Raw genomic sequence first — 24,547 nt, 5'->3', positions numbered from 1 at the left:
GAAGGGGATTATATAAATGGAAAAACTATTAGAGTTAGATAACATACATGTCTCCTTCCAGACGTATGGGGGAGAAGTTAAGGCCGTTCGTGGCGTTAGCTTTACATTAGATAAAGGTGAATCACTTGCCATCGTTGGTGAGTCTGGTTCTGGTAAATCAGTAACATCTAAATCAATCATGAGACTTTTACCAAATAAAATTGGTTCGATCAAGCAAGGATCGATTAAGTTTCAAGGTAAAGATCTTGCAAAAGCTTCAGAACGCGAGATGGAAAAGATTCGTGGTGCTGAAATATCAATGATTTTCCAAGATCCGATGACATCACTTAATCCAACGATGACAATCGGAAAACAGATCATGGAAGGTCTTCGTAAGCACCAAAACATGAGCAAAAGTGAAGCTAAAGAACGCGCTGTAAACTTACTAAAACTTGTAGGTATTCCGAATCCAGAGCTTCGTGTGGATGAATATCCTCACCAATTTTCAGGTGGAATGCGACAACGTGTAGTTATCGCGATTGCACTATCATGTAATCCAAAAGTACTAATCGCGGATGAACCGACAACAGCGCTTGACGTTACCATTCAAGCACAGATTCTTGACTTGATGCGCGATCTTCAAGATAAAACAGGTACAGCGATTATCTTGATCACACATGACCTTGGAGTTGTAGCTAACTTGGCTCAACGTGTAGCTGTAATGTACGGTGGTATGATTGTTGAGACTGGTACAGTCGATGAAATTTTTTATAAGCCGAAGCACCCATACACTTGGGGACTATTGGCTTCAATGCCTAAGTTAAACGCAGAATCAAAAGAACTTTTAGCGATTCCAGGAACACCGCCTGATCTTATGAATCCTCCAAAAGGATGTCCGTTTGCAGCGCGTTGTCCATATGCGATGGAAGTTTGTTTGGAGAATATGCCTGAAGCTACAGATGTATCTTCTTCTCACAAAGCAGCTTGCTGGTTATTAGATGAGCGAGCGCCAAAAGTTGAACCGCCGCAAGAGGCATTAGTTGGGGGTGCTCGATAATGGCAGTAGTAGAGAGAGAAAAATTATTAGAAGTAAAAAATCTTAAAAAGTATTTCCCAGCTGGAAAAAAGGGTGTACTAAAAGCTGTAGATGATGTTTCCTTTGATATTTATAAAGGAGAAACACTTGGACTTGTAGGTGAGTCAGGGTGTGGTAAATCTACTACTGGACGTACAATTATTCGTCTCTATGATGCTACTGAAGGTGAAGTTCTTTATGAAGGCGATGACGTTCATGATAAAAAGTCTCGTTCTGAGTTAAAGAAATTTAACCGCAAAATGCAAATGATCTTCCAAGATCCATACGCTTCTCTTAATCCGCGTATGACGGTTAAGGATATTATTGCTGAAGGTATTGATATCCATGGATTAGCGAAAACAAAGAAAGACCGTGAAAATCGAGTTTATGAACTACTTGAAACAGTAGGATTAAATAAAGAACACGCAAACCGTTACCCGCATGAATTCTCAGGTGGACAGCGTCAACGTATCGGGATTGCTCGTGCCCTAGCAGTAGATCCAGACTTTATCATTGCCGATGAGCCGATCTCAGCTCTAGACGTTTCCATTCAAGCGCAAGTTGTTAACTTGATGATGGAACTGCAAAAAGAACGCGGACTTACTTACCTATTTATTGCCCATGATCTATCTATGGTTAAACATATTTCTGATCGTGTAGGTGTAATGTACCTAGGTAACATTGTAGAGCTTACAACAAGTGATGAGCTGTATGAAGAGCCGCTTCACCCTTATACACAAGCGTTATTATCAGCGATTCCAGTTCCGGATCCTGAACTAGAAAGAAGCCGTGAACGTATCATCTTAGAGGGAGATGTTCCGAGTCCGATCAATCCTCCAAGTGGCTGCCGTTTCCGTACTCGTTGCCCACATGCAATGGATGTGTGTGCAGCAGTTAAACCTAAATGGCAAGAAGCTAGAGAAGGTCATTGGGTAGCATGTCACCTTTATGATGAAGAAGCTGTAAAGCAACAGAATTAACACATTTAAAACGATCTCCTATAATACAGGAGGTCGTTTTTATGTTAAACTAATAGAAGTGTGTAAAGCGTATACAATTCTTTATACATCCCTAATAATTGATCGAGAAGCAGAAATGGGGTAGAACAATATGAACCTTAGTTTTATAGTTGATAGCGCAAGTGACCTTAAAATAGATCTTGAGAAACTGGATTACTCGTTAACAGTTGTACCATTGAATGTACAATTTGGAGAAGACCATTATTTAGATGGTGTGAACATTTCCGAAGATGAATTTTATAAACGTATGAGTATGGAACCAGAACTACCTAAAACAAGTCAGCCATCTCCACAATCTTTTTATGAAGCTTTTCAAAAAGAAGTGGATAAAGGCAATGATGTACTATATATCGGCATCTCATCTAACTTAAGTGGAACGGTTCAAAGTGCCACGATTGGAAAGAGTATGTTAAATGATGAAGAACAAGAAAAAGTAATCATTGTTGATTCAGGAATCGCTTCAGGCGGTGTACAAATTTTATTAAATGAAGCGATTGAATTAGCGCGTGAAGGTAAAGCACTAAGTGAAATCGTGAGTAACTTAGAGAAGACGAAGTCAGGCATTAAAGCTTACGTACTACTAGAAACATTAGAAAACTTGAAAAAAGGCGGAAGAATATCTGCTGTTCAAGGTGCTATCGCTGGAATGTTAAATATTAAACCGATGATTTCTATCATTGATGGTGTTGTTGAAACGATTGGAAAGTTTAGAGGAAGTAAGAAGGGTCTTTCTAAGATGAAAGAATATATTTCTGAATGGAAAGAAGAAAATCCTGAGAAAACACTTTATCTCATTCATAGTTTTCCTTCTACTGATGAAGTAAAAAAAGAATTCGAAGAACTATTTTCATTATCCAGTTTCCCAAAAGTGATCTATACTCGATTTGGTAGTACGATTGGAACGTATTCAAGCGAAAAAGCTATTGGATTTGTAGCTTATTAAAAAATATGTAAGAATGTTAAAAACACTCTTTTCCTTTTCTTAGGAAACAGAGTGTTTTACTTTTTCTTCTTCATGATATTCATCTACCATTTCATCTAATTTTTTTATCATGGTTATAGCTTTCATATCACTAATCGTACGATAGTGGTGGCTTCCGCCTGGTTCTTCATCGGCTTCGTCAGCTAATGCAACAACTTTTTGCAACGGATTAAGGTTAAGCGAGCCAGCAGGGAGATAAGAATCGGTGTGTAGTAAAATGGCAAGAGCAATTTCTTTTGCATTTTTACGATCTTCACCGAGAGACACTAAAATTCGATGCGCACGTTCTGCACCTTTAATCGCATGAATATCATTCTCTTTATACATGTCATAGTCCCAATGACCATTTTTATACCAAGTATAATGACCGATATCATGAAGAAAGGCAGCCTTCGTAGCTAAATCTGGATCAACACCAAATTTTTGAGACAAACGGTATGCATGATAAGCTGTTGAGATGGCATGAACCATTCCTGATCGCTTTACATATTTCTGTACATGCGGATGGTTATATAAATCAAGTAAGCTAATATTTCGCATATGATTTCTCCTTTCTATAAAAATGTATATTGTTATATACATTAACACCAATTGGACAATATATCAACAAAATAATTAAAAAAAGAAGCGATCAAATTCGCTTCTTTTTTAACCTAAATCAATATCGTTTAGTTTTTGAAATACTCATTCCAACGATCCGTAACTAATTTATCAATATCTTCACGAGTTTCAACCACATCCGGATAGAATGGCTTCATTCTTGCATCAATAATGATCGTTCCTTCATATTTAATCCGGTTTCTGTCTATTGTGCTTTTTGCGTATACATCATATGCTGGATCAAATCGTGTAAAGGTTGTCCATAAGAACTCAGCTTGTTTTGCAGCGATCGATGCATCATCAACAAGGAAAACCAATGGCCAATCCTTGAAAGAATCGTGACCGTTTACAAGCAATTTTTCTGCAAAATCAGGTGCTTCTTCAAATGATGGGCCACTTACCGTTAAACAGCCACCACAAAATACGCCAACGTCATGGATGCCTGAAATGGTACCACCATCATAAGTGCGTTTAAGTTTCCGGACAGGTTCACCTAATCCAGTCATAATTGCCTTTGAACCTGTATTGAATTTACGACCTGTGTAATCTAGAGTATCCATAGAAGTATCATGGATAATTAAGAGATCTCGTTCAGGAAGAAACCGCTCAAGTACGCCTTCTGCAAGTTCAGCAAAATTTTGAAGGTTTACAGGCTTATTCGTTACCATCAAGAATTTAGTAAGTGTCAGCTGCCCTTCACCCATTATACGGAAAGCATGCGCCAAACCTTCTTTATAGTATGATTCGCGCACAACTGCTCCTGCTAATGCATGAAAGCCGGTTTCTGCATACGTCCAAAGATCTCGTACACCGTTCATAACAACAGGGAATAGTGGACTCATTAACCTTTGCAAATATTCTCCGATAAAATAATCTTCTTGTTTTGGTTTCCCGACAACCGTTGCAGGATAGATGGCATCTTTTCGCTTCCACATCTTATCAACATTGAATACTGGGAAGTCATGTGCCCATGAATAGTAGCCATAATGATCTCCGAAAGGTCCTTCGGGTTCTCGAACATGCGGTGGAACAATTCCTCCAAACGCGAATTCTGCTTCTGCGATCAAAGGATGAGGATGACCATCAACATGTGTAAGACTTAATTTTTTTCCCATTAACATAGAGGAAAACATAAGCTCAGGAACTGCTTCTGGAAGAGGCGCTATGGCTGAAATCATTAGGGACGGTGGTCCTCCTAGAAACAGTGTCACAGGTAATGCTTCGTTTTTTTGTTCAGCGGCATAATGATGGAAACCTCCGCCTTTATGAATCTGCCAGTGAATACCGGTCTTGTTCTTTTCTTTAATTTCGATTCTGTACATACCAAGATTATGCTCATGTTTATCTGGATGTTCGGTATACACGAGTGGCAGAGTTACGAACGGATTGCTGTCTAAATGCCAGCCAGTTAATGCAGGCAGGTCTTGCATGTTAACATTTGTTGTAAAAGTTTCTAACAATGGAGCTTTATTTTTATTGACTGTTTTCGTGCCAAGTGATAATACATCCTTGATCATGCCTTTTTTCTTCCATAATACAGAAGGAGAGGGAGGCATTAACTCATCGATCGATCCTACGAGCTCTTTTACTAGTTGCTCTGGTTTTGGTCCAAAAGCCATGTCTACTCGCTTTATTGTTCCGAATAGATTCGTAACAACAGGAATATCCTTGCCTTTAACATTTGTAAACAGAAGAGCTGGTCCTTCTTCAGAGATCACACGTCTATGAATTTCAGGAATTTCTAAATAAGGATCCACTTCTGTATGAATTTCTACAATTTCTTTTTCAGATCTTAGCTGGTTGATGAAAGTTCTAAGGTTTTTATGCATTTGAACACCTCTATTATGTATGCTACCCTTATATTATAAAGTAGTTCGGACTTGAAATGTAAAAAACAACCCAAAATTCACGGGTTGTTCGCATTTTATCTTCTTTTAACAGGACTCCAGTTTTCTTGAAAAGACTTCGATTTATCCACAAAATGAAAAACTTTTTTACCGCCGAACAATTTTACAGCAATAAATTGGGAGATGCTTCCCATCAATGCTGTAATTCCAACTACACAAAGAGCCAGCAACGTTAAATCGGTAAAGAATGAAATCAAATGAGGACTCCTCCTTCTCACAACGAGTTCACCACGTACTTCTTTCTTTATTGTATCTCATGATAACAAAGGAAGAAAGAGGGAAAACTATATAATATCACCAAAAATTTAAGGAGCTGATGGGGAAAAAATGAACTGGTATGAGAAATTAAATCAATATTTTCCGATTGAAGAGATGAAATCTAAAGAACACATGGAATTATTACTAGATGAAAAGAGTGATATCTATCATAAAGATGAAGGTCAGTATCACGTACTAATGTATGTAGAACTTTCTGATTTTGTTTTTATTGATTATTTGTTTGTGTCCAAAGACGCTAGAGGTCAAGGACTTGGTCATAAGCTTATCGAAAAGTTAAAGTCAAAGGGAAAACCAATCATTCTAGAAGTCGAGCCAGTCGATTATGAAGATACTGATACAGAAAAGAGATTACGTTTCTACACGCGTGAAGGATTTGAACATGCATCAAGTATTGGATATAGAAGACGTTCACTTGCTACGAATGAAGTAAACGAGATGGAGATTCTCTATTGGTCACCAACAGAAGAATCTGAAGAAACTATTTATGAAAACATGAAAAAGACGTATAATGAAATACACACGTACAAGGACAGTGAATTGTACGGTAAGTCCTATCAGCCTGCAAGTGAAGTGTTAACTTTAGATACAGAGAATTCAGTACCTAAACCTGAGATTGTTGATGATGAGTCAACAAATACATCAGGAAAACCTGCTTCCGAGTAATACGATTTTCCTTTTTGAAGGAGGATGAGGCGTTATGAAACAAAAGGACAAAAAGAAAAAGACAAAACGAGAACTATGGAAAGAAATGCTTAAGAAAAACCTTAAGAAATTTAACCCGAGCATTTCAAGAAAAGGCCCTGCATCACAAGTTAAGAAAACAATCGCATAAGCTAGGGCTGTTGGAAGGAAGGATTCTTTCTTTTAACAGCCTTTTTTTATTTTTCGTTTTTGAAAAAAATCGAAAAAACAAATTCTTTTTTATGTTTTATGAAACTTATTCTTGGGTAATACGTCTATATATACGTAGATCCGGAAAAGTTGTGTAGAATATTTTGTAGTTGTATTACATTTGTATGTCAAATTCGTAAAAATGTACAAAAGTCTGTATAACCGCTACCGAAAATGTAAAATGTGTAGTATACTATGAATGATTTAATAACTTTTTTAAAGTGCCTAAATCAGAGAGAGGGGAAGGAGAGTTCCACTATGGTCACACTATTTACTTCGCCGAGCTGTACATCATGCCGTAAAGCAAAAGCATGGTTAAAAGAGAATGACATTCCTTATCAAGAGAGAAATATCTTTTCAGAACCTTTATCGATAGAAGAAGTTAAACAAATCTTGAGAATGACAGAGGACGGTACTGACGAGATTATTTCAACTCGTTCTAAAACGTTCCAGGAACTTAACATTAATCTCGAATCCATGCCATTGCAAGACTTATACCAACTAATTGCAGATCATCCTGGATTATTACGTAGACCTATCATCTTAGATGAAAAACGTTTGCAAGTTGGTTATAACGAAGACGAAATTCGTCGTTTCTTACCAAGACGTGTACGTACATTTCAGCTTATGGAAGCACAGCGTCTTGTTAATGAATAAAAGAAAAACTTCCGCTAGTAGATAGCGGAAGTTTTTTTATTATCTTGTCATAAAAGTTATAAAAAAGTTCATGCTTATAACTGCATGAACTTTTTATTATACTAACTTGTTCGTTTCTTCTTAAAAGTATTGGTTAAGATACCCGCAAGAATTACTCCAACAACTAAAAATACATATAAACCGTACTTCAGAACATCGTTATCCTCAAATACCGAATGAATCATGCGCTCTTCAACGATCATTCCTGCTGATGTGAAAGCAAGTACTCCAGCACCAATATAAATTAAAACAGGGAATCTTTCCATAAAGTGCAATATTATTTTACTTCCCCATATAATAATAGGAACTGATACTAACAGACCGATCACAACTAAAACGATATTTCCATGTGCAGCACCAGCTACAGCTAGTACATTATCAAGCCCCATAGCAATGTCAGCAAATATGATGGTTTTTACAGCGTCGGATAAGTTCTTGCCGGCTTTGACATCAAGCTCATCGTCTTCTTCTAGAATTAACTTATAAGCAATGATTAGAAGTAAAATTCCCCCTGCTAGATATAAGTAAGGAATATTTAATAAATAAACAGCTACAATGGTTAGTACTACACGAACAACGATAGCAAGTCCAGTTCCTAAGAATATAGCTTTATTTCTTTGAGCTTCTGGTAAGTTTCTACTGGCAAGGGCAATTACTATAGCGTTGTCTCCGCCGAGAAGGATATCAATTGCGATAATCTGCAACAATGATATCAGAAATTCTGTTTCCAAACGTAAACCCCCCGTAAATAATGAAATTTCACTTGTGTTATGGTACAATATGTTAACCTTAAAGACCTTTGAATTATAGTCCAGCTTGACCTGCTCCGTCAAGTTGAGAGCTTGGGATTCAACGCGTGAGCAGGATTAAAAAAGGGCAGTTTATACAGGCCTTTTTTATTTCCATATTTTCCGTTTTGTCATAGAATAAGGTACAAGAGGTTTAATTGTGATTGATGTATTTTTCAACGGAGAACATTTGGAAATAAGATTTGCTTTTTTCTAGGGGTATTTATCCCTTCACGAACAAACCGGAGAGAAGGGAGAGAAGCAGGATGGAAATTGAAAGAGTGAATGAGTTCACCATTAAATTTTTCATTACGTACAGAGATATTGAAGATCGCGGTTTCGATCGTGAAGAAATATGGTCTGATCGCGAAAGAGGAGAAGAACTCTTTTGGGAAATGATGGACGAAGCACATCAGCAAGAGCAGTTTCCATTAGAAGGTCCACTGTGGATTCAAGTTCAGGCTCTGGATAAAGGTCTTGAAATTATTGTGACTCGTGCTCAAATGTCCAAAGACGGTAAAAAAATTGAGCTTCCTATAGGCGATGATAAATTGGATTTACCGGTTGATCAAAATATTGAACAGATATTGGATCAGCAATTTCAAGTGGAAGAAGACTTTGATGAATTAGAAGAAACAGAAGAAGACTATTTATCCTTCCTTATTTCTTTTGGAGACTTTGAAGATGTTATCTCCTTAAGTCATACGATTGACTCTTCGTCTTTTGAAAATTCTCTGTTCCATTTCGAGGGTAAATATTATTTGTATGTTACATTTAATGTCGAAACTTCAGATCGAGAACAAGACGATTTATTAGCCCAGCTGTTGGAATACGGAAACGACTCTGATCTATCTGTTTACCGCATACAAGAGTATGGGAAGACGATTGTTGCAGAAGAGGCATTAGACCACGTACAAAAATATTTTAAATTATAAGAGATCACCGATTTCAGCTATTTTGAAATCGGTTTTTGTTTTTTTAACTTAGAGTTTTTATTAAGAATCCATCGTTTCAATAACTATATTGAGAAAAGCAAGAAGTGAAGTTTCTGCGATCATCGTTCATTATGATGAATGAGGAGGTGAAACAGATTGTTAGTCGCTCTTTTTAATAATCAGTTTGTGGACATGGTTGGAGAAACAACTAAGGAAGAATGGCATCAAAAAAATAAGTCTGGAAATTTACGCTGCCCGGTCTGTCAAAATAGAGTGATACCGAAATGTGGAACCAAAAAGACTTGGCATTTTGCCCATCAATCTTTTGAAGAATGTGATGGATATCATGAAGGTGAGACTGATTATCATCTCTTAGGAAAGAAAGGGTTATATAAATGGCTAAGACATGTAAATGAAGAGTCAATTCTTGAGTATTACATAAGAGATATTCGGCAGCGTCCTGATTTGTTTCTACAAAATCATCAGCACGCCATTGAGTTTCAGTGTGCAACAGTCACACAAGAAGAGCTAAGAAAAAGAATTAAAGGATATCAGTCTCTTAGCATGGAATCTGATTGGATTTTTAGTATGAAACGATTAAAGCAGAAAGGACCAGATTTATACTATATTCAAAGTTCAGATCTATCAGCTGCAAAAAAGGAAAGCGATGGCAACTTATATCTCAATTACTATTGTCCTCTAACAGAACAGTTTCTGCTGCTCAGAAATATTATTCCTCTATCACAAAAGAAAGCTATTGCAAACGGAAATACTTTTTCAACAAAAAAGTGTTCAGATATCCAATGGTTATCAAGAACGTTTACTAAATCCGAACAAAATAACGCAATTCATAACGCTTTATGGAGAAAGCAAAAAAACACGTGGAGAATGACTGCTTTTAAAAATACCTCTCCAGCGGTTATGTATATGAAGAAAGTTCTGTATTTTAATCACCGTTCATTAACTTTGTTTCCCTCTATTGCAGGTACTCCTACAAAAAACTACTATCACATTGAAACTTCACCTTACTTGTGGCAGACATATATGTTGTTCTTAATTGAAAAGCTCCCAACATCATTATTCTCCGTAAATTTTATTCAAAAGGAATTTCAAAGATTACTGCATAAACGAATTCTGCAAAAAAGAGATTTTCCTTATCTTAATGAATCTTGGAAAGATGCAATCCATGGCTACCTAGATTTTTTAGTCGACAATCTGCTCCTAGAAAAAGTGTCAGAAGGAACATTTAGAAAGCTGCAGCGTGTTCATTATCCAAAAACTTTGGAGGAAGCGTTTAAACTAGACGAAATTTTCAGTGAAAAGTCGTAATTTTTGACTTTGCATAAGCATTTTCTGGTAATATGTAGATATACATAAGGAGAAAGTATTCCTACTATTCTCTTTAATTTACCTGGAGGTGTATGTATGTCTCAAACTAAAACGAAATCATTGCCTAAACGTAATGAAGTCCCTGTTTCAGACACGTGGGATTTAGAAGCAATATATGCGTCGGACGATGTATGGGAAAAAGAATTCAATGAAACTAAAGATCTCTTGCCTGAATTAAAATCGTTTCAAGGAAAACTAGGAGAATCTGCGGAAACCCTTTATTCATATCTTCAAAAGCAAGACGAAGTAACTAAAAAACTCGGGAAACTTTATACATATGCTCATATGAGATACGATCAAGATACAACGAACTCCATGTATCAAGGGTTAAATGACCGTGCATCTAACCTAGCAACTCAAGTAAGCAGTACAGTCTCTTTTGCGGTACCAGAGATTCTATCTCTATCTGAGGATGCATTGGTCCAATTTCTTCAAAGTCATGAACCATTAAAGTTGTATAAACAAGCGTTAGATGAGATTAATCGTCAGCGTCCTCATGTACTTTCGAAAGAAGAAGAAGCACTCTTAGCAGATGTTAGAGAAGTAGCCAACACTTCTAGCAATACGTTTGGTATGCTGAATAACGCTGACCTCAAATTCCCGGTTATTAAGGACGAGAACGGGGAAGAAATCGAAGTAACACACGGACGATATATCCGCTTTTTGGAAAGCTCAGATCGTAGAGTAAGAGAAGATGCTTTCAAAGCTGTTTATGGCACATATGATTCATACAAAAATACATTTGCAAGCACACTAGCCGGAACGGTAAAACGAGATAATTTCTTTGCAAAAACGAGAAAGTTTAGTTCAGCTCGTGAGGCAGCACTTAACAACAATAACATCCCTGAAGCGGTTTATGATAATTTAGTCAAGACAGTAAATGATAATCTTGGATTATTGCATCGTTATGTTCGTTTGCGCAAAAAAGCGCTTGGACTTGATGAGCTTCATATGTATGATCTCTATACGCCACTTGTTAAAGATGCAAAGATGGAAGTGAGTTTTAAAGAAGCACAGCAGCTCGTCTTAGACAGTCTAGATCCGATGGGCGATGAGTATAAAGAGATCGTAAAAGAAGGCTATGAGAAGCGCTGGATCGATGTGCATGAGAACGCAGGGAAACGTAGTGGTGCTTATTCATCTGGTGCATATGGAACGATGCCATATATCCTTATGAACTGGCAAGATAACGTAAACAACTTGTTCACACTTACACATGAGATCGGACATTCCGTTCATAGCTACTATACTCGTGAGAATCAACCTTACCCTTATGCGGATTACTCGATCTTTGTCGCAGAGGTTGCATCGACTTGTAATGAAGCTTTATTAAATCATTATATGTTAGAGAAGACATCTGATAAAAAAGAAAAGTTGTACTTGTTGAACCACCATTTAGAAGGATTTAGAGGAACTGTTTTCCGTCAAACGATGTTTGCAGAATTCGAACAAGAGATTCATGTTCGTGCAGCAAATGGTGAGCCGCTAACTCCAGAACTATTAACGAAGATCTATTATGATCTGAACGTTAAATATTTCGGTGAAGATTTAGTGATTGATAAAGAGATTGGTCTAGAGTGGGCTAGAATTCCTCATTTCTATTACAATTTCTATGTTTATCAATACGCAACAGGATTCAGTGCGGCAGCTTCCTTGTCTAAACAGATTTTAGAAGAAGGAAAACCAGCAGTTGATCGTTATCTAGATTTCTTAAAAGCTGGAAGCTCTGATTATCCGATTGAAGTATTGAAAAAAGCTGGTGTTGACATGACCACACCAGAACCGATTGAAAATGCTCTTAAAGTTTTTGAATCTATTCTTGATGAGATGGAAGAATTACTTTTTGAGAAATAAACACAAAAAATCCTGTCCAGATACCTGGGCAGGATTTTGTTATGTTTGATCTAACCTATTCTTCTTAGTTTTGATCGATAGTTATAGCAGAGTGTTGTTAGTAGCACGGCGATAAAGAGTCCAGGTACCGCTAAAATTTTTGGTGCCATGTTTAGCAGAGAGAGCACAAAGAAATAAAAACTCCCTGCAAGTGAAAGTAAACTCACCAAAATCATAATCAAATACATAAAATTCTCCCTCCCTTTGTACATGTTTATTCATGTAGGGAAAGGATATGCAAAGCGTGTCCCTTATAATAAAAAAACCGCTGAAAAAAATCAGCGGTTGGGAAGATATCTCCAAAATGTTCCGTACTTCACCGGTACTCGTTCAACTTTTTGCTGTAGAACAAGCCGTTTTAATCTCTTTTCTGCTTCTTCACAACTAATCTGATATACCACTGAAACCTCTTTCGTAGCTACAAATGAGTAAGAAGAAAGAAAATCTTCTAATTCAGGTAGCGGTGAAGGCTCTAAAGGGATCCCAGACATTTCTTTTAGAATCTCTACATAAACATCATAAGAATAACAGCCAGATATTTTAATGCCATCATCATCTGTTTTATCATTGAAAACAATAAGCGTTGGGATTTGTGTTACATCCATTTCCTGTGAAAATTTCAGATCACAACGTAGAGCTTTAATGGTGGCTTCAGATGATAGATCACTTAAAAATTCATCTTCGTCTAAGTTAACAGAGCGAGCTATCTCTAATAATACATCATCATTTCCAATGTTTTGTTTGTTTAAGAACAAGTTCTCTCTGAGCTTTCTTAAAAACCGCATTCCTTGCTGCTTTCCTTGTAACTCAGCAGCTTTAATAGCTAGTGTTGCTTTATGTGGGGCAGAAATGGGGTTTTCCAACCATACATCTCCATCACAGCTCATACCAGAAAGGGAAGCTGTTTTTTCCCATTTCTCAGCAATTTGTTCAGCCGTGTTAATCCCTTTTTTTCGTGGTACGTACGTATTGAGTGATTCAAGACTACCACTAACAAAATGGCGTAATGTGAAATAGTGTCCGTACTGGACTTGCAATTTTTTTAGAACAGGCTCTAATGACCAGCATTCTGGGCATAGCGGATCGATGACAGAATAGATTTCCAATGGCTTTTGACAGGCATGGTTATTATTGTTCTCTTGTTCGTCGTAAAAGGAATTGGAATTATACAGTGTCAGCATTCTCGCTCCTTTCTGAATCCTCTATATTAACCATATGAAAAGCAGTCATTTTTAATCGGCTTAACAGTATGTTTTGCATTTCAGGTTCTATTTTTTGAATCGTCATCGCCTTTTCCATACAGGCAATCCATGCTTTGGCGTGCGCATTTGTTATAGGAAAAGGCATGTGACGCGCTCTAAGCATAGGATGTCCATGTTCCTCAGTATATAGTGGTGGCCCGCCAAAAAACTGGCTTAAAAATTGCGTTTGTTTATAGGCAGTCTCTGTTAAGTCATCAGGAAAAAGTGGAGAGAGCAATGAATCTTGACTGACTAGTTTGTAAAAAGTAGTAACAAGTTTTTCAATACCTTCCTTTTTTCCTAGCAGATCATATGGTGTTTTTGATTCGTCAAACATGGTCCAAAAGCTCCTTGCGTCAATTTGTAATTTTATTGTAGCAAGGTTCATGAATGGTAAGCAAACAATATGAATAGACAAGGATGTTGATTCGTTTTTAGTTGCCAATAAATCAGCTATGAAATGAGGTATATAATGCAATAAAAAAACCCTCAAAAATGGAGGGTTATACGAGTGATTGATACGTATTCATAATTTTATTCACGTATGAGATTGTTTCCTTAAATGGTGGAATACCATTATATTTTGCGACGTTACCCGGACCAGCATTATAAGCGGCAAGAGCAAGCTTTTGATTGCCATCATATTTATCAAGCATCATCTTTAAATATTTTGTTCCGGCTTCCACGTTTTGTATAGGATCAAAAGAATTAGTAACTCCTAACGATCTTGCCGTTGCAGGCATTAGTTGCATAAGTCCTTGAGCACCTGCGTGGCTTTCTGCAGTCGTTTTAAAATTAGATTCGTGTTTAATGACTGAACGAATAAGGTTAGGATCAACTTCAAATTTCCTAGCTGTGTTTTCAATGAGCTCATCTAGGCTTTTAGAAGGAATGCTTAACTTTTCAGTTGAAGTCGGAGTAGTAGGTGTTAAGGGTAATGAATAAGGTGGACTTGTATTTACAGTGAAAGGTTGAAACGTTTGTCCGAAGTTGATGTTAACACCAGCTTCCATTTCACTTGTGCCTCCAACATTTGAATAAGCTTCTTGTAACAAGGCTGCAAAGGGACTTGCAGCTGTGTTTTGCATACTTGAATAAGAAGAAGATGGAGCATTTACATTCAACTGCTGAAGTGCTTGAATTTCCATAAGTGCTTTATACGATTGAATATTCAAGAGAGATCCTCCTAAACTGAATTACTTAAAAGATCAGTTTACTTATTTCTGCGGCTTTCATTAAAGAAACGAGCAATTTTGCTTTCGGTATCTCTAATAGAGATCTGTTTAATAGTAAGCAATTCATTAAAATGATTTAGTCCACTAGTATAATCGGCAGATTCGTATTCTATTTCATAGTCGATTTTACCTAAATAATGATTTTCATCTAATACGAGAAGGCCATCTTTGTAAGGAAACTCAGCACGAAAAGTTGTGAGCTCTCCTAAATATGTAATTTTCTTAACATCAATATTCATTTTACTAATCTGATCTGTGACTTCTCCTGAGGGTAATGATTGCCCTTTTAATAAATCACGAAAAATATCCTTAGAAACATTTTGATGTGTTTCAAGAATATGTTTATCTAATTTTTGTTTTAGAGTAAGCGTATATTCGTTATTTTTTGTTCGAACTCGTAAAGCACTTCTTTGGTGTTTAAGTTCGAATTGTTGTGTATCGAAATAATAGTTGGTCTGTTTGTGAAAATCTTCTTGCTGAACATCAAATTCATCGATAAGTCTTAAAAATTCAAGCTGTGTTAGCAAATTCTTAAATTCAATTTCAATTTCTTGAGACAATTGGTTTATCCCCCTGTAGCTGTAGTTAAGTATACTTATTATCTCATAGCGATTACTGCATCTCAATTTCTTATTAAACTCCTATTTTGTGTTACACTAAACAAGAAGAAACAGGAGGTTGTTAACATGATGCCACGACGATTGAATGTGCAGTCAACTGCATGGAAAGAGAATAAGCTGATTCTGCTTATTCAAAATGAAACAAACAATGGAATATCTGACTGGAAAGATAGTGAAAGAATGCTAGTAGATTCTGATGGGTTAGCATTCATCTACGTTCTTGAGGATGAAGAAGGATTTATTTATATCTCGATTGATAATAATCATTGGAACGAAGTGAAAAGTGCACTCCAAGAAGATGCGATTTTCGTTGTTCAAAATGAGCAGAGAGAAGAGCTTGAACTTACTGCTTTCTCTAGAGAAATGGAATTTTTGACTGACAACATACAAGGAAATGCAAACTATGGGCAACAAATGGAAGACGAAGTGATCAAGATTTTTGGAACTGAGGAAAAAGCCCAATGAGTATGGACTGGGAAGCACTATTAATTCCTTACAAGCAAGCAGTTGATGAGCTTAAGATTAAATTCAGGGGAATGCGGGAGCAATTTGAAAAGTCAAATCAGCATTGTCCGATTGAATTTGTTACTGGAAGAGTGAAACCCATTAAGTCAATCGTGAACAAAGCATATCAAAAGAACATTCCTGATCAACATCTAGAAACGGAAATTCAAGATTTAGCGGGACTTCGAATCATGTGTCAGTTCACCGACGATATTACTACAGTGATCAACTTGTTACGTCAGCGCAACGATTTTACTATTGTCGAAGAACGGGACTATATCACGCATAAGAAGCCAAGTGGATATCGGTCGTATCATATCGTTATTGAATATCCTGTTCAAGTACTCGATGGGGAAAAAAAGATACTTGTAGAAGTTCAAGTCCGAACACTAGCTATGAATTTTTGGGCTACAATCGAACACTCTATGAACTATAAGTATCAGGGACAAATTCCTGAAGACATCCGTCAGAGATTGCAAAGAGCTGCAGAAGCTGCAAACAGACTGGACGAAGAGATGTCTCAGATCAAAGGGGAAATTCAAGAAGCTCAGCTTGTGTTTTTGGAACGCAATGATAAATCCAATGAAACCAACTTAGGGTCATAAAGGATGGAGAGAGAATGAAATTTGCCATCGTATCAAAAGGAGATAACAAATCCAATATCTTAACCGAAAAAATCCGTGCATATCTGGAAGAATTTGAATTGGTGTATGAAGAGAAAGAACCAGAGATTGTAATAACAGTCGGCGGTGATGGAACATTGCTTCATGCATTTCATCATTATGTACATCGGATTGATAAAACAGCTTTTGTTGGTGTTCATACAGGACATCTTGGTTTTTTTGCAGACTGGCTCCCTGAAGAGGTGGAAAAGCTCGTCATACATATCGCGAAAACACCTTTTCAAATCGTTGAATATCCTCTACTCGAAGTTACAGTGCGTTATATTGACGGTTTAGATGAGAAAAGATATCTCGCTGTTAACGAATGTACCGTCAAAAGTGTTGAAGGGTCTCTCGTCATGGATGTTGAGATTAAGGGAGAGAAATTTGAAACGTTCAGAGGCGATGGTCTTTGTATTTCAACACCTTCAGGAAGTACAGCTTACAACAAAGCACTCGGTGGAGCGATTATCCATCCATCACTTGCATCCATTCAATTGTCAGAGATGGCTTCTATCAACAATCGAGTGTTCCGGACGATTGGTTCACCGTTAGTTCTTCCACAACATCATACTTGTATATTAAAACCCGTAAATGATGTGGATTTTCATATTACGATAGACCATCGATTCTTAGTTCAGAAAAAAGTAAAATCGATACAGTACAGAGTAGCTGAAGAAAAAATTCGTTTTGCACGTTTTCGTCCATTTCCATTCTGGAAAAGAGTAAAAGAATCATTTGTCGGAGATTAATATGAATAACTTTACGATTACATGGCATGTACAAAATGAGGAGGCTCCCATCCTTTTAAGGGAGTATTTAAAAGCGAAACAGATTTCTAAAGCAGCGCTGACCGATATTAAGTTTCACGGCGGCGCTCTTTTTGTGAACAAAAAAGAAGTAACTGTCAGAACCTTTTTAAATGAAGGCGATGAAGTCACAGTATGCTTTCCTCCAGAAACAATGAGCTCTTCGATGGAAGTGGAAGATATACCCTTAAGAATTATTTTTGAAGATCAACATTTTATTGCGGTTCATAAACCTGCTGGGATGCCAACTATTCCATCACTTTATCAGCAAAATGGATCCCTTGCTTCAGCCGTTTTATTTTATTATCAGCAACATGGTATCCCAGGCACGTTTCATGCGGTAAATCGGTTAGACAAAGATACATCAGGTATTGTTTTAGTTGCTAAACACCGATTCGCTCATTCGTTAATGTCTAAACAACAAAAAGATAAAGTAATAAAGAGGGAGTATATTGCATTTGTTCATGGAGAGTTGAAGAATGAAAGAGGAACTGTGGATCGTCCGATCACAAGAAATCCAGAGAGTATCATAGAAAGAATGGTGAGTGAAGTTGGGCAACGCTCTATTACTCATTACGAAAAGATAGATTATGTAGAAGAAAAAAACTTTACTGTTGTCTCATTACAATTAGAAACAGGTAGAACACACCAAATCAGAGTACACATGTCTTCTATTGGACATCCACTACTCGGAGATGATTTATATGGTGGTTCATTAGAAATGATTCAACGACAAGCTTTACATAGTGAGAAAACCTCATTCATCCATCCATTTACAGAGAAGCACATAATGTTAAAAGCTAATTTACCTCAAGACATGAAAAATCTTTGGAATTCATGATAATTACGTACGAAAAATATTAAAAGAGGAGTGTTGCCTATAGGCTTTGCACTCCTCTTTTCTAATCGTTGAAAGACCGAAACTTTTCAGGAACATATGGCATGATTGACAGTACACTTACCGTCTCCATTTCAGGATATCGAAGCGCGCTCAACTTACCACCGAACACGCACCCTGTATCAATATTCCAGGTGTTTTGAATATGACGCACTTCTGCAACAGGGGTATGTCCATAGACGATGGTGATTTTTCCAGAGTGTTTTCTTGCCCAATCTCTTCGTACAGGGGTTCCATCAGGGTTTGACTCACCGGTTATATCCCCATATAGAACAAAAGTTTTAACTTTGTTATGAAATTGACCTACATAGTCTTCTCGAATTCCTGCATGAGCTACGACTAACTTACCTTGATCGAGATGGAGATAAAGAGGAGCATTCTCATAAAGTGTACAAAAATGATCTCTGACTTTTTGTCTTTCAACAGGAGTGAGCCCTTTAAGTTCTGCAACAGTTGTCTCAAGTCCATGTTTGATCTGAACGTTGCGTCCTAAAAAATATCGATACAGCTTGTTACAATGATTACCTGGTGAATATAGGGCTAGATCATTTTGTACAAGTTCATAGACATGTTCCATTACTTTTATTGATTCTGGGCCACGATCCATCAAATCACCTAAAAAAACGAGTCTTCGGTTGTCTATATGAACAGGAAGATTATTTCTCCATTCATATCCTAGCTCCGTTACAAGTTCTTCGTATTCCTTAAAACATCCATGAATGTCACCGATAATATCATATTTCATGTTCTTCACCTCATAAACATTAGGATACTTCAAAGACAAAAGAAAAACACCTGAGAAATATCAGGTGCTATTCAAACATATATTTGGTCGTTCTCGATCGAACGTTTAATACAAGACCAAAAGCAATCATGTATGCGAGTATCGAACTTCCTCCGTAACTGATAAACGGTAAGGGGATACCTGTGATCGGCATTACTTGAATGTTCATTCCAATGTTCTGGAATACTTGGAAAGTAAGCATACCAATTACTCCTGCGCATAAATAACTTCCAAAAGCTTCATTACTCTCAAGAGCGGTATTGATCATTCTGTATACCATCAAGAAGAATAGAGAAATAACGATACTTGTTCCGAAGAAACCAAATTCTTCACCGATGATCGAGAATATAAAATCAGTTTGTGCTTCGGGCAGATAAACTGAACCTTCCGTAAATCCTTTACCGAACAGCATTCCGCTGCCGATCGCAAGTAGTGCGTTTCTTGTATGATATCCGGCATCTTTATGTTCATACGGTTCAAGCCAAGCGTAGAAGCGATTAAGCTGATATTGATCGAGGATATGATCCACGAAAAATTGTGGAAAGGTAAAATATATCCAAACTAGGATTGATATGAACAAAATAAAGGAAAGAATAAGGATAACGATAATTCTCCATCTAATTCCTGATACAAGTAGAAGACTACCTGTGATAGCCATAAATACAAGACTTGTACCAAGGTCAGGCTGCATCAGGACAAGAAGTGTAGGGAAACCAGCAATTAACGCTATTTTCCCAAGCAATAATAGGTCTTCATGCATTGTGCGAACAATATACTTTTCATTGTGAGTAGCGATTGTATTAGCGATGGCAATAACCAGAGCTACTTTTACAAGTTCTGAAGGCTGCAAGGCGAAAGGACCAAATCTGTACCAGCTCTGTGCACCGTTAATGTTTGGAACGATGCTCTCTGGAGCGACAATAATACCGAGCAGTAACAGGATACCAAACCCGTATACGTACCAAGATAATTTTCTAAACTGATCAAAATCTAATACCATTACGCCGACTACAGCGATTCCACCGATAAAGTACCAAACGAGTTGCTTTATGACGAAGTTGCTACCGTATTGATCCATCATCTGCGCGCTATAGATGGCAACACAGCTCGTGATGACCATTAAGAACAAAAGAAACAAAAGATTATAATCGAGTTGTTGCCATGGTGACTTGTGGTTATTCTGCATGTAGATCGACTCCTTAAAGTAAAACAATAACATGTATTATCTTACCTAAAAACAAAGGGTTTGCAAATCATTTTGAGTATAATCGTTTGACATTTCTTTTTCTGCTTTACTATAGTAAACCAATAATATAAAGAAACGACGGAGGTTTTATGGAAGAACATGCATCGTTTACTTCATTAATATTAGTTATCCTTACAGCATTCTTTGTTCCTATTCTGCTAAACAAATTTCGGCTGCGAGTCATACCTGTTGTTGTAGCGGAAATAATCGTCGGAATTATCTTAGGAAAGAGCGGTTTTGATGTCGTTCATTCTGACGCATGGCTTGAAATCTTATCGGTTCTGGGCTTTATTTTCTTAATGTTCTTAAGTGGTCTTGAAATTGATTTTAGTATCTTTGCGGGTGAGTCTAGTTCTAAGAAAAAGAAAGAAGAGAAAAGGGAACCGAATCGCATTCTCGTTTCGAGTATTATCTTTCTCTTTATACTGATCCTCTCATATGGATTATCGCTTCTTTTTGTGTGGGGTGGATTTACAGAGAGTGCGTTCTTTATGACGCTAGTTATCTCAACGATATCACTAGGAGTAGTTGTACCTACATTGAAAGAAGAAAAGTTATCGAAGACGACCATTGGTCAGATCATCTTACTTGTGGCGGTTATTGCAGATCTAGTAACCATGATTCTCCTCGCTTTATTTGTTTCCATGGAATCAGGTGACCCGAGCAGAATGTGGCTGTTACTTATACTATTTGCGGCAGGTATTCTTTTATATTTTGTAGGAAAACAGATGAGACACAGATCCTTTCTTGACACGATGTCTAAAGGAACGATTCAACTTGATACAAGAGCAGTTTTCACATTGATTATCGTCTTAGTAGGTTTGTCAGAATCTGTAGGGGCAGAGAACATATTAGGTGCTTTCTTAGCTGGAGTTCTCGTTTCTCTTCTTTCACCTAATAAACAACTTGTTCATAAACTCGATTCTTTTGGCTATGGATTTCTAATTCCAATCTTTTTTGTAATGGTAGGGGTTGAGCTGGATATTCGTTCGATATTTGCTGATCCAAAAGCATTAGCACTTATCCCTCTATTGTTGATCGCGTTACTTATTTCTAAGTTTTTGCCTATATTGTACCTTCGAAAATGGTATGACTGGAAAACGGTGACGGCAGCAGGATTCTTATTAACTTCTACACTTTCATTGGTGATAGCTGCTGCAAAGATTGGTGAACGAATCAATGTGATCGATGCTCGAACATCATCAGCATTAATTTTAACAGCTGTTATTAGTGCGATCATTACACCAATATTCTTTAAAAAGCTGTTTCCGAAAAAAGAGGAAGCAGAAGCGGGTAAGGAACAGCTTGTTTTTGTTGGAGCAAATCAATTCACGCTACCGTTGACGACAGAGCTTGATCAAACTCGTTTTGAATATCGCCTTTATCACACGAAACAAGAAGAAAAAGATCAAAAACAATTGGATAGCTTTAAAATTCAAGAGCTTGATGATTACGAGACAACAACTCTAATGCAGGCAAATGTTTTTGATACAGATATTATTGTATTTGCTACAGGAAAGGATGAAACAAATGAAAGGCTTGCTCTCTTTGCAAAGGATGAAGGTGTGGAAAGAGTTGTTGCTCGAATTGAAGATCCATTAAAAAGGGATGCACTTAAAGACAAAGGTATTGAAGTTTATTCTGTTTACTTTTCTTCTCAAGTGTTGTTAAAAGCGTTGATAGAGAATCCAGCAGTAGTGGATATTCTGACAACGTCTGATAATAGCTTGAATGAGATTCTCGTTGAAAACAGTGCCTATCACAGAACGGCTTTAAGAAACTTTCCTTTCCTTGGTGATAGCATCATTGTTCGGATCTACCGAGGAAAAGAGTCGATCGTTCCGCATGGTGACACGGAAATCTTGTTAGGAGATAAAATGGTCGTGACAGGAAGTAAGCAACAAGTGCTCCAGATGAGGCAAATATTGAGTTGAATTCTAAAAGTACTGGCTGAAGTGCCAGTGCTTTTTGTTTGCCAAAAAAAGAAAGATAAAGCCTAATTTATTAGAAAAATGAGCATGCTAGAAGTAAATAAAAAAAAATAGGGAGTTGAAATGTTATGATGCCAGTTGTTCATTGTCCAAAATGCGGAAAAGACCATGCATTAGGTCATGAGGTTTTAATCGCTCAATCGAATCAAAATGTGATTTATCGCTGTGATTCATGCGGTTATGAAGTGAAAGACATTCAGACTAGTAAAGGTTAATAGTGAATTTCCTATAAACTTCTGTTATACTAATTAGGACTTGGTACTAATAACAAATACTAATTAATACAAAATGAACAGAACGATGGGGAGGAAAATTTATATGTATAATCTTTCATTAGAAAACAAAACATTTGTTGTTATGGGTGTTGCGAATAAAAGAAGTATTGCTTGGGGAATCGCACAGTCTCTATCAAATGCAGGTGCGCGCCTAGTATTTACATATGCAGGTGAAAGATTAGAGAAGAACGTTCGAGATCTTGCAGAATCACTAAGAAGAAATGATTCAATCGTCCTTCCTTGTGATATTACGAATGATGAGGAAATTAAAAAAACTTTCGCTACATTAAAAGAAGAAGTTGGTGTGATCCACGGACTCGCTCATTGTATCGCTTTTGCTAACACGGAAGAATTAAAAGGCGAGTATTTAAACACGACGCGTGAAGGCTTCCTTCTAGCTCACAATATTTCATCGTATTCACTAACGGCTGTAGTAAAAGAAGCTCGTCCTCTTATGACAGAAGGCGGAAGCATCGTGACGTTGACTTATCTCGGTGGAGAAAGAGTAGTTTCCAACTATAACGTTATGGGTGTGGCAAAAGCTTCACTAGACGCAAGCGTAAAATATCTTGCAAGTGACGTCGGTAAAGACGGCATTCGCGTTAATGCCATTTCAGCAGGACCAATTCGTACACTTGCTGCAAAAGGTATCGGTGACTTTAACTCTGTACTAAAAGAGATCGAAGAAAGATCACCGCTTCGTAAAGCAAATACGCAAGAAGAAGTTGGCGATGCTGCGTTGTTCCTAATGAGTGACTTGGCTCGTGGTATTACAGGTGAAATTTTACACGTGGATAGTGGATACAACACAATTGCTCGATAAATAGAAAACCCCTCAAAGGCTCACATTGGGCTTTGAGGGGTTTTTTCGCTTCTCGGACTGTATCCTATTCTCATCAGTCCTGTTTAAAAGTTGTGGCTGTATCCTTTACTCAGCAGCCGATCAGTCAGCGTCAGTAGGTGTTACACAAATAATTCCGCACAAGCAGCGGCAATCTAACAAAATAGTTGCTGTTGGAGTGATTCCAGGTAGAGCTGTACCAGCTGCTACATAACCAAACAATGCGTAACCAGTTTCAGCATCAAAATCAATCAATTGTAAGATTGTTCCTAATCCACCATCTGCATCAGTTGCGCTAAGTGCTAACGGTCTAGCATCTCCTCTAGAAATTACTCGAACTTCAGGTCGTCTAGCGATCGCTTGCGTACCGTTACAAAAATCAAAATTGTTTGCACGACGAGCAAGCTTTTCTAGCATTTCGCACACAGCGCCACCGCACTTAGATTTTTTATGTGTCGTTCCAGCTGCGTGACCACAACATGAGCCATTAAATAAACTCAATGTATTTCCTCCTTTGAAATAGATACATGTACCTGATTTCTTCTTCGTTTATCAGGTTAATAACAATATATGGATAGTTGGACAAAATGCTATAGGACATATAACTAATTTTCTTAAAATAGGTTAGACACGCATATTTAATTTTTACTAAAGTGACATAAGTCCAAGCCATCAATTGAAATGTACATATACATAAAGTACGGCTTTTATAGCCAGAAAAATTCAAAGGGGTGCTTATTAATTGGCAACTTCAGTTTTTACGTACAGCAACTTATTAACAAGATATTTTCATCAAAACAGATTAATTTCAGAAGTGTTTCTTCAAAATTCAAACCAACCTCAAGGAACACCAGATTTAACAGGTGTTAGAGTTATAGAAGTAGGACAGGACTATGTAGCGTTTTCACAAGATGGTTCTTTTGGTGGTACAACATATATTGTAAACCTTGATAGAATCCTACTGATTGATTTAGCTACTGATACTCTATAAAATGAAAGCTCCATGCT

General features: G+C 37.2%; 29 protein-coding genes. 17 read left to right on the top strand and 12 right to left on the bottom strand.

Translation table 11 applies throughout. The features are described 5' to 3' along the window. The first annotated feature begins 16 nt into the window (after positions 1–16). The 3 genes from P4V41_RS05180 to P4V41_RS05170 all read left to right on the top strand — a co-directional run bounded on the left by P4V41_RS05180 (position 17) and on the right by P4V41_RS05170 (position 3,016). Complete coding sequence (locus P4V41_RS05180; protein WP_328083717.1) at positions 17–1,036, top strand: ABC transporter ATP-binding protein; 1,020 nt, start codon at positions 17–19, stop codon at positions 1,034–1,036. Next, positions 1,036–2,034 (top strand): ABC transporter ATP-binding protein, encoded by a 999-nt coding sequence (locus tag P4V41_RS05175; RefSeq protein ID WP_144701136.1) that lies wholly within the window; start codon positions 1,036–1,038, stop codon positions 2,032–2,034. The genes P4V41_RS05180 and P4V41_RS05175 overlap by 1 nt, the downstream gene beginning before the upstream one ends. A gap of 130 nt (positions 2,035–2,164) precedes the next feature. Continuing rightward, positions 2,165–3,016, top strand: coding sequence for a DegV family protein (locus tag P4V41_RS05170; RefSeq protein ID WP_328083716.1), 852 nt, complete (start codon positions 2,165–2,167; stop codon positions 3,014–3,016). Between the two features lie 39 nt (positions 3,017–3,055). Here the strand turns inward: P4V41_RS05170 and P4V41_RS05165 are convergent, their stop codons facing one another. From P4V41_RS05165 to P4V41_RS05155, 3 genes are all read right to left on the bottom strand, one after another. Then, a complete protein-coding gene (locus P4V41_RS05165; protein WP_137789859.1) occupies positions 3,056–3,595 on the bottom strand; it encodes an HD domain-containing protein in 540 nt (179 codons plus the stop codon). A 128-nt stretch (positions 3,596–3,723) separates the two neighbouring features. Beyond that, a complete protein-coding gene (locus P4V41_RS05160; protein WP_328083714.1) occupies positions 3,724–5,484 on the bottom strand; it encodes a UbiD family decarboxylase in 1,761 nt (586 codons plus the stop codon). Between the two features lie 95 nt (positions 5,485–5,579). Next, positions 5,580–5,759 carry a hypothetical protein gene (locus P4V41_RS05155; protein ID WP_066393124.1) on the bottom strand — a complete coding sequence of 60 codons (180 nt, stop codon included), beginning with the start codon at positions 5,757–5,759 and terminating at the stop codon, positions 5,580–5,582. 130 nt (positions 5,760–5,889) lie between these two features. On the opposite strand from P4V41_RS05155, the gene P4V41_RS05150 reads away from it, so the two are divergent. From P4V41_RS05150 to spxA, 3 genes are all read left to right on the top strand, one after another. Further along, positions 5,890–6,504: a GNAT family N-acetyltransferase gene (locus P4V41_RS05150; protein WP_328083713.1), complete on the top strand. Its 615-nt coding sequence runs from the start codon at positions 5,890–5,892 to the stop codon at positions 6,502–6,504. Between the two features lie 34 nt (positions 6,505–6,538). Beyond that, positions 6,539–6,673 carry a hypothetical protein gene (locus P4V41_RS05145; RefSeq protein WP_255548976.1) on the top strand — a complete coding sequence of 45 codons (135 nt, stop codon included), beginning with the start codon at positions 6,539–6,541 and terminating at the stop codon, positions 6,671–6,673. A 317-nt stretch (positions 6,674–6,990) separates the two neighbouring features. Continuing rightward, complete coding sequence (gene spxA, locus P4V41_RS05140) at positions 6,991–7,389, top strand: transcriptional regulator SpxA (RefSeq protein ID WP_066245987.1); 399 nt, start codon at positions 6,991–6,993, stop codon at positions 7,387–7,389. Between the two features lie 101 nt (positions 7,390–7,490). On the opposite strand, the gene P4V41_RS05135 is transcribed toward spxA, so the two are convergent. Continuing rightward, a complete protein-coding gene (locus P4V41_RS05135) occupies positions 7,491–8,159 on the bottom strand; it encodes a TerC family protein (RefSeq protein ID WP_328083711.1) in 669 nt (222 codons plus the stop codon). A 323-nt stretch (positions 8,160–8,482) separates the two neighbouring features. Here P4V41_RS05135 and mecA point away from each other — a divergent pair, with 323 nt between their 5' ends. The 3 genes from mecA to pepF all read left to right on the top strand — a co-directional run bounded on the left by mecA (position 8,483) and on the right by pepF (position 12,394). Beyond that, positions 8,483–9,151 (top strand): adaptor protein MecA, encoded by a 669-nt coding sequence (gene mecA / locus P4V41_RS05130; RefSeq protein WP_328083710.1) that lies wholly within the window; start codon positions 8,483–8,485, stop codon positions 9,149–9,151. 156 nt (positions 9,152–9,307) lie between these two features. Then, entirely contained in the window at positions 9,308–10,480 is a 1,173-nt protein-coding gene (locus tag P4V41_RS05125; protein ID WP_328083709.1) for a competence protein CoiA, read from the top strand. Positions 10,481–10,576: 96 nt separating this feature from the next. After that, on the top strand, positions 10,577–12,394 hold the full coding sequence (gene pepF, locus P4V41_RS05120) for an oligoendopeptidase F (protein WP_328083708.1): 1,818 nt from the start codon (positions 10,577–10,579) through the stop codon (positions 12,392–12,394). Positions 12,395–12,444: 50 nt separating this feature from the next. Here pepF and P4V41_RS05115 read toward each other — a convergent pair whose 3' ends face one another. From P4V41_RS05115 to P4V41_RS05095, 5 genes are all read right to left on the bottom strand, one after another. Beyond that, the gene (locus P4V41_RS05115) at positions 12,445–12,621 is read right to left on the bottom strand and encodes a hypothetical protein (RefSeq protein ID WP_328083707.1); all 177 of its coding nucleotides are present in this window, start codon (positions 12,619–12,621) and stop codon (positions 12,445–12,447) included. Between the two features lie 90 nt (positions 12,622–12,711). Further along, positions 12,712–13,614, bottom strand: coding sequence for a ClpXP adapter SpxH family protein (locus P4V41_RS05110; RefSeq protein WP_328083706.1), 903 nt, complete (start codon positions 13,612–13,614; stop codon positions 12,712–12,714). Then, positions 13,598–14,011, bottom strand: a complete 414-nt coding sequence (locus tag P4V41_RS05105; protein WP_328084031.1) for a globin — start codon at positions 14,009–14,011, stop codon at positions 13,598–13,600. The genes P4V41_RS05110 and P4V41_RS05105 overlap by 17 nt, the downstream gene beginning before the upstream one ends. A gap of 166 nt (positions 14,012–14,177) precedes the next feature. Continuing rightward, entirely contained in the window at positions 14,178–14,849 is a 672-nt protein-coding gene (locus tag P4V41_RS05100) for a lytic transglycosylase domain-containing protein (protein ID WP_328083705.1), read from the bottom strand. A gap of 38 nt (positions 14,850–14,887) precedes the next feature. Continuing rightward, on the bottom strand, positions 14,888–15,469 hold the full coding sequence (locus tag P4V41_RS05095; RefSeq protein ID WP_328083704.1) for a CYTH domain-containing protein: 582 nt from the start codon (positions 15,467–15,469) through the stop codon (positions 14,888–14,890). 126 nt (positions 15,470–15,595) lie between these two features. Between P4V41_RS05095 and P4V41_RS05090 the strand changes: the two genes are divergently transcribed. The 4 genes from P4V41_RS05090 to P4V41_RS05075 are packed head-to-tail and all read left to right on the top strand — an operon-like array spanning position 15,596 to position 18,345. Beyond that, a complete protein-coding gene (locus P4V41_RS05090) occupies positions 15,596–15,994 on the top strand; it encodes a hypothetical protein (RefSeq protein ID WP_328083703.1) in 399 nt (132 codons plus the stop codon). A gap of 2 nt (positions 15,995–15,996) precedes the next feature. Beyond that, entirely contained in the window at positions 15,997–16,638 is a 642-nt protein-coding gene (locus P4V41_RS05085) for a GTP pyrophosphokinase (protein WP_197128202.1), read from the top strand. 14 nt (positions 16,639–16,652) lie between these two features. Then, entirely contained in the window at positions 16,653–17,447 is a 795-nt protein-coding gene (locus tag P4V41_RS05080) for an NAD kinase (RefSeq protein WP_191754855.1), read from the top strand. A 1-nt stretch (position 17,448) separates the two neighbouring features. Next, complete coding sequence (locus P4V41_RS05075; protein ID WP_328083702.1) at positions 17,449–18,345, top strand: RluA family pseudouridine synthase; 897 nt, start codon at positions 17,449–17,451, stop codon at positions 18,343–18,345. Positions 18,346–18,406: 61 nt separating this feature from the next. Here P4V41_RS05075 and prpE read toward each other — a convergent pair whose 3' ends face one another. Together prpE and P4V41_RS05065 are read right to left on the bottom strand one after the other, a co-directional pair. Continuing rightward, a complete protein-coding gene (gene prpE / locus P4V41_RS05070; protein WP_328083701.1) occupies positions 18,407–19,147 on the bottom strand; it encodes a bis(5'-nucleosyl)-tetraphosphatase PrpE in 741 nt (246 codons plus the stop codon). A gap of 67 nt (positions 19,148–19,214) precedes the next feature. Continuing rightward, positions 19,215–20,372: an FtsW/RodA/SpoVE family cell cycle protein gene (locus P4V41_RS05065; RefSeq protein ID WP_328083700.1), complete on the bottom strand. Its 1,158-nt coding sequence runs from the start codon at positions 20,370–20,372 to the stop codon at positions 19,215–19,217. A 149-nt stretch (positions 20,373–20,521) separates the two neighbouring features. Between P4V41_RS05065 and P4V41_RS05060 the strand changes: the two genes are divergently transcribed. The 3 genes from P4V41_RS05060 to fabI all read left to right on the top strand — a co-directional run bounded on the left by P4V41_RS05060 (position 20,522) and on the right by fabI (position 23,521). Then, positions 20,522–22,366: a monovalent cation:proton antiporter family protein gene (locus P4V41_RS05060; RefSeq protein ID WP_328083699.1), complete on the top strand. Its 1,845-nt coding sequence runs from the start codon at positions 20,522–20,524 to the stop codon at positions 22,364–22,366. Between the two features lie 125 nt (positions 22,367–22,491). Continuing rightward, positions 22,492–22,638 carry a hypothetical protein gene (locus P4V41_RS05055; RefSeq protein ID WP_328083698.1) on the top strand — a complete coding sequence of 49 codons (147 nt, stop codon included), beginning with the start codon at positions 22,492–22,494 and terminating at the stop codon, positions 22,636–22,638. Between the two features lie 103 nt (positions 22,639–22,741). Continuing rightward, entirely contained in the window at positions 22,742–23,521 is a 780-nt protein-coding gene (gene fabI / locus P4V41_RS05050; RefSeq protein ID WP_328083697.1) for an enoyl-ACP reductase FabI, read from the top strand. A 120-nt stretch (positions 23,522–23,641) separates the two neighbouring features. On the opposite strand, the gene P4V41_RS05045 is transcribed toward fabI, so the two are convergent. Beyond that, positions 23,642–24,040 (bottom strand): hypothetical protein, encoded by a 399-nt coding sequence (locus P4V41_RS05045; RefSeq protein ID WP_328083696.1) that lies wholly within the window; start codon positions 24,038–24,040, stop codon positions 23,642–23,644. 241 nt (positions 24,041–24,281) lie between these two features. Between P4V41_RS05045 and P4V41_RS05040 the strand changes: the two genes are divergently transcribed. After that, positions 24,282–24,530: a hypothetical protein gene (locus P4V41_RS05040; protein WP_328083695.1), complete on the top strand. Its 249-nt coding sequence runs from the start codon at positions 24,282–24,284 to the stop codon at positions 24,528–24,530. The last annotated feature ends 17 nt before the right edge of the window (positions 24,531–24,547 follow it).

It is taken from the genome of Fictibacillus nanhaiensis, from assembly GCF_036213205.1.
Lineage (GTDB): Bacteria > Bacillota > Bacilli > Bacillales > Fictibacillaceae > Fictibacillus > Fictibacillus nanhaiensis_E.
Note: the sequence above shows the minus strand (reverse complement) of the source record. Positions and strands in the feature narration are given on the sequence as shown.

Excerpts from the sequence above, each read along its gene's own strand:
- P4V41_RS05170 (WP_328083716.1), top strand. The coding sequence starts at position 2,165 with ATGAACCTTAGTTTTATAGTTGATAGCGCAAGTGACCTTAAAATAGAT.
- P4V41_RS05160 (WP_328083714.1), bottom strand. The coding sequence starts at position 5,484 with ATGCATAAAAACCTTAGAACTTTCATCAACCAGCTAAGATCTGAAAAA.
- P4V41_RS05105 (WP_328084031.1), bottom strand. The coding sequence starts at position 14,011 with ATGTTTGACGAATCAAAAACACCATATGATCTGCTAGGAAAAAAGGAA.
- fabI (WP_328083697.1), top strand. The coding sequence starts at position 22,742 with ATGTATAATCTTTCATTAGAAAACAAAACATTTGTTGTTATGGGTGTT.
- mecA (WP_328083710.1), top strand. The coding sequence starts at position 8,483 with ATGGAAATTGAAAGAGTGAATGAGTTCACCATTAAATTTTTCATTACG.
- P4V41_RS05110 (WP_328083706.1), bottom strand. The coding sequence starts at position 13,614 with ATGCTGACACTGTATAATTCCAATTCCTTTTACGACGAACAAGAGAAC.
- P4V41_RS05075 (WP_328083702.1), top strand. The coding sequence starts at position 17,449 with ATGAATAACTTTACGATTACATGGCATGTACAAAATGAGGAGGCTCCC.
- spxA (WP_066245987.1), top strand. The coding sequence starts at position 6,991 with ATGGTCACACTATTTACTTCGCCGAGCTGTACATCATGCCGTAAAGCA.
- P4V41_RS05080 (WP_191754855.1), top strand. The coding sequence starts at position 16,653 with ATGAAATTTGCCATCGTATCAAAAGGAGATAACAAATCCAATATCTTA.
- P4V41_RS05145 (WP_255548976.1), top strand. The coding sequence starts at position 6,539 with ATGAAACAAAAGGACAAAAAGAAAAAGACAAAACGAGAACTATGGAAA.
- pepF (WP_328083708.1), top strand. The coding sequence starts at position 10,577 with ATGTCTCAAACTAAAACGAAATCATTGCCTAAACGTAATGAAGTCCCT.
- prpE (WP_328083701.1), bottom strand. The coding sequence starts at position 19,147 with ATGAAATATGATATTATCGGTGACATTCATGGATGTTTTAAGGAATAC.
- P4V41_RS05085 (WP_197128202.1), top strand. The coding sequence starts at position 15,997 with ATGGACTGGGAAGCACTATTAATTCCTTACAAGCAAGCAGTTGATGAG.
- P4V41_RS05165 (WP_137789859.1), bottom strand. The coding sequence starts at position 3,595 with ATGCGAAATATTAGCTTACTTGATTTATATAACCATCCGCATGTACAG.
- P4V41_RS05115 (WP_328083707.1), bottom strand. The coding sequence starts at position 12,621 with ATGTATTTGATTATGATTTTGGTGAGTTTACTTTCACTTGCAGGGAGT.
- P4V41_RS05055 (WP_328083698.1), top strand. The coding sequence starts at position 22,492 with ATGATGCCAGTTGTTCATTGTCCAAAATGCGGAAAAGACCATGCATTA.
- P4V41_RS05060 (WP_328083699.1), top strand. The coding sequence starts at position 20,522 with ATGGAAGAACATGCATCGTTTACTTCATTAATATTAGTTATCCTTACA.
- P4V41_RS05175 (WP_144701136.1), top strand. The coding sequence starts at position 1,036 with ATGGCAGTAGTAGAGAGAGAAAAATTATTAGAAGTAAAAAATCTTAAA.
- P4V41_RS05090 (WP_328083703.1), top strand. The coding sequence starts at position 15,596 with ATGATGCCACGACGATTGAATGTGCAGTCAACTGCATGGAAAGAGAAT.
- P4V41_RS05150 (WP_328083713.1), top strand. The coding sequence starts at position 5,890 with ATGAACTGGTATGAGAAATTAAATCAATATTTTCCGATTGAAGAGATG.
- P4V41_RS05065 (WP_328083700.1), bottom strand. The coding sequence starts at position 20,372 with ATGCAGAATAACCACAAGTCACCATGGCAACAACTCGATTATAATCTT.
- P4V41_RS05180 (WP_328083717.1), top strand. The coding sequence starts at position 17 with ATGGAAAAACTATTAGAGTTAGATAACATACATGTCTCCTTCCAGACG.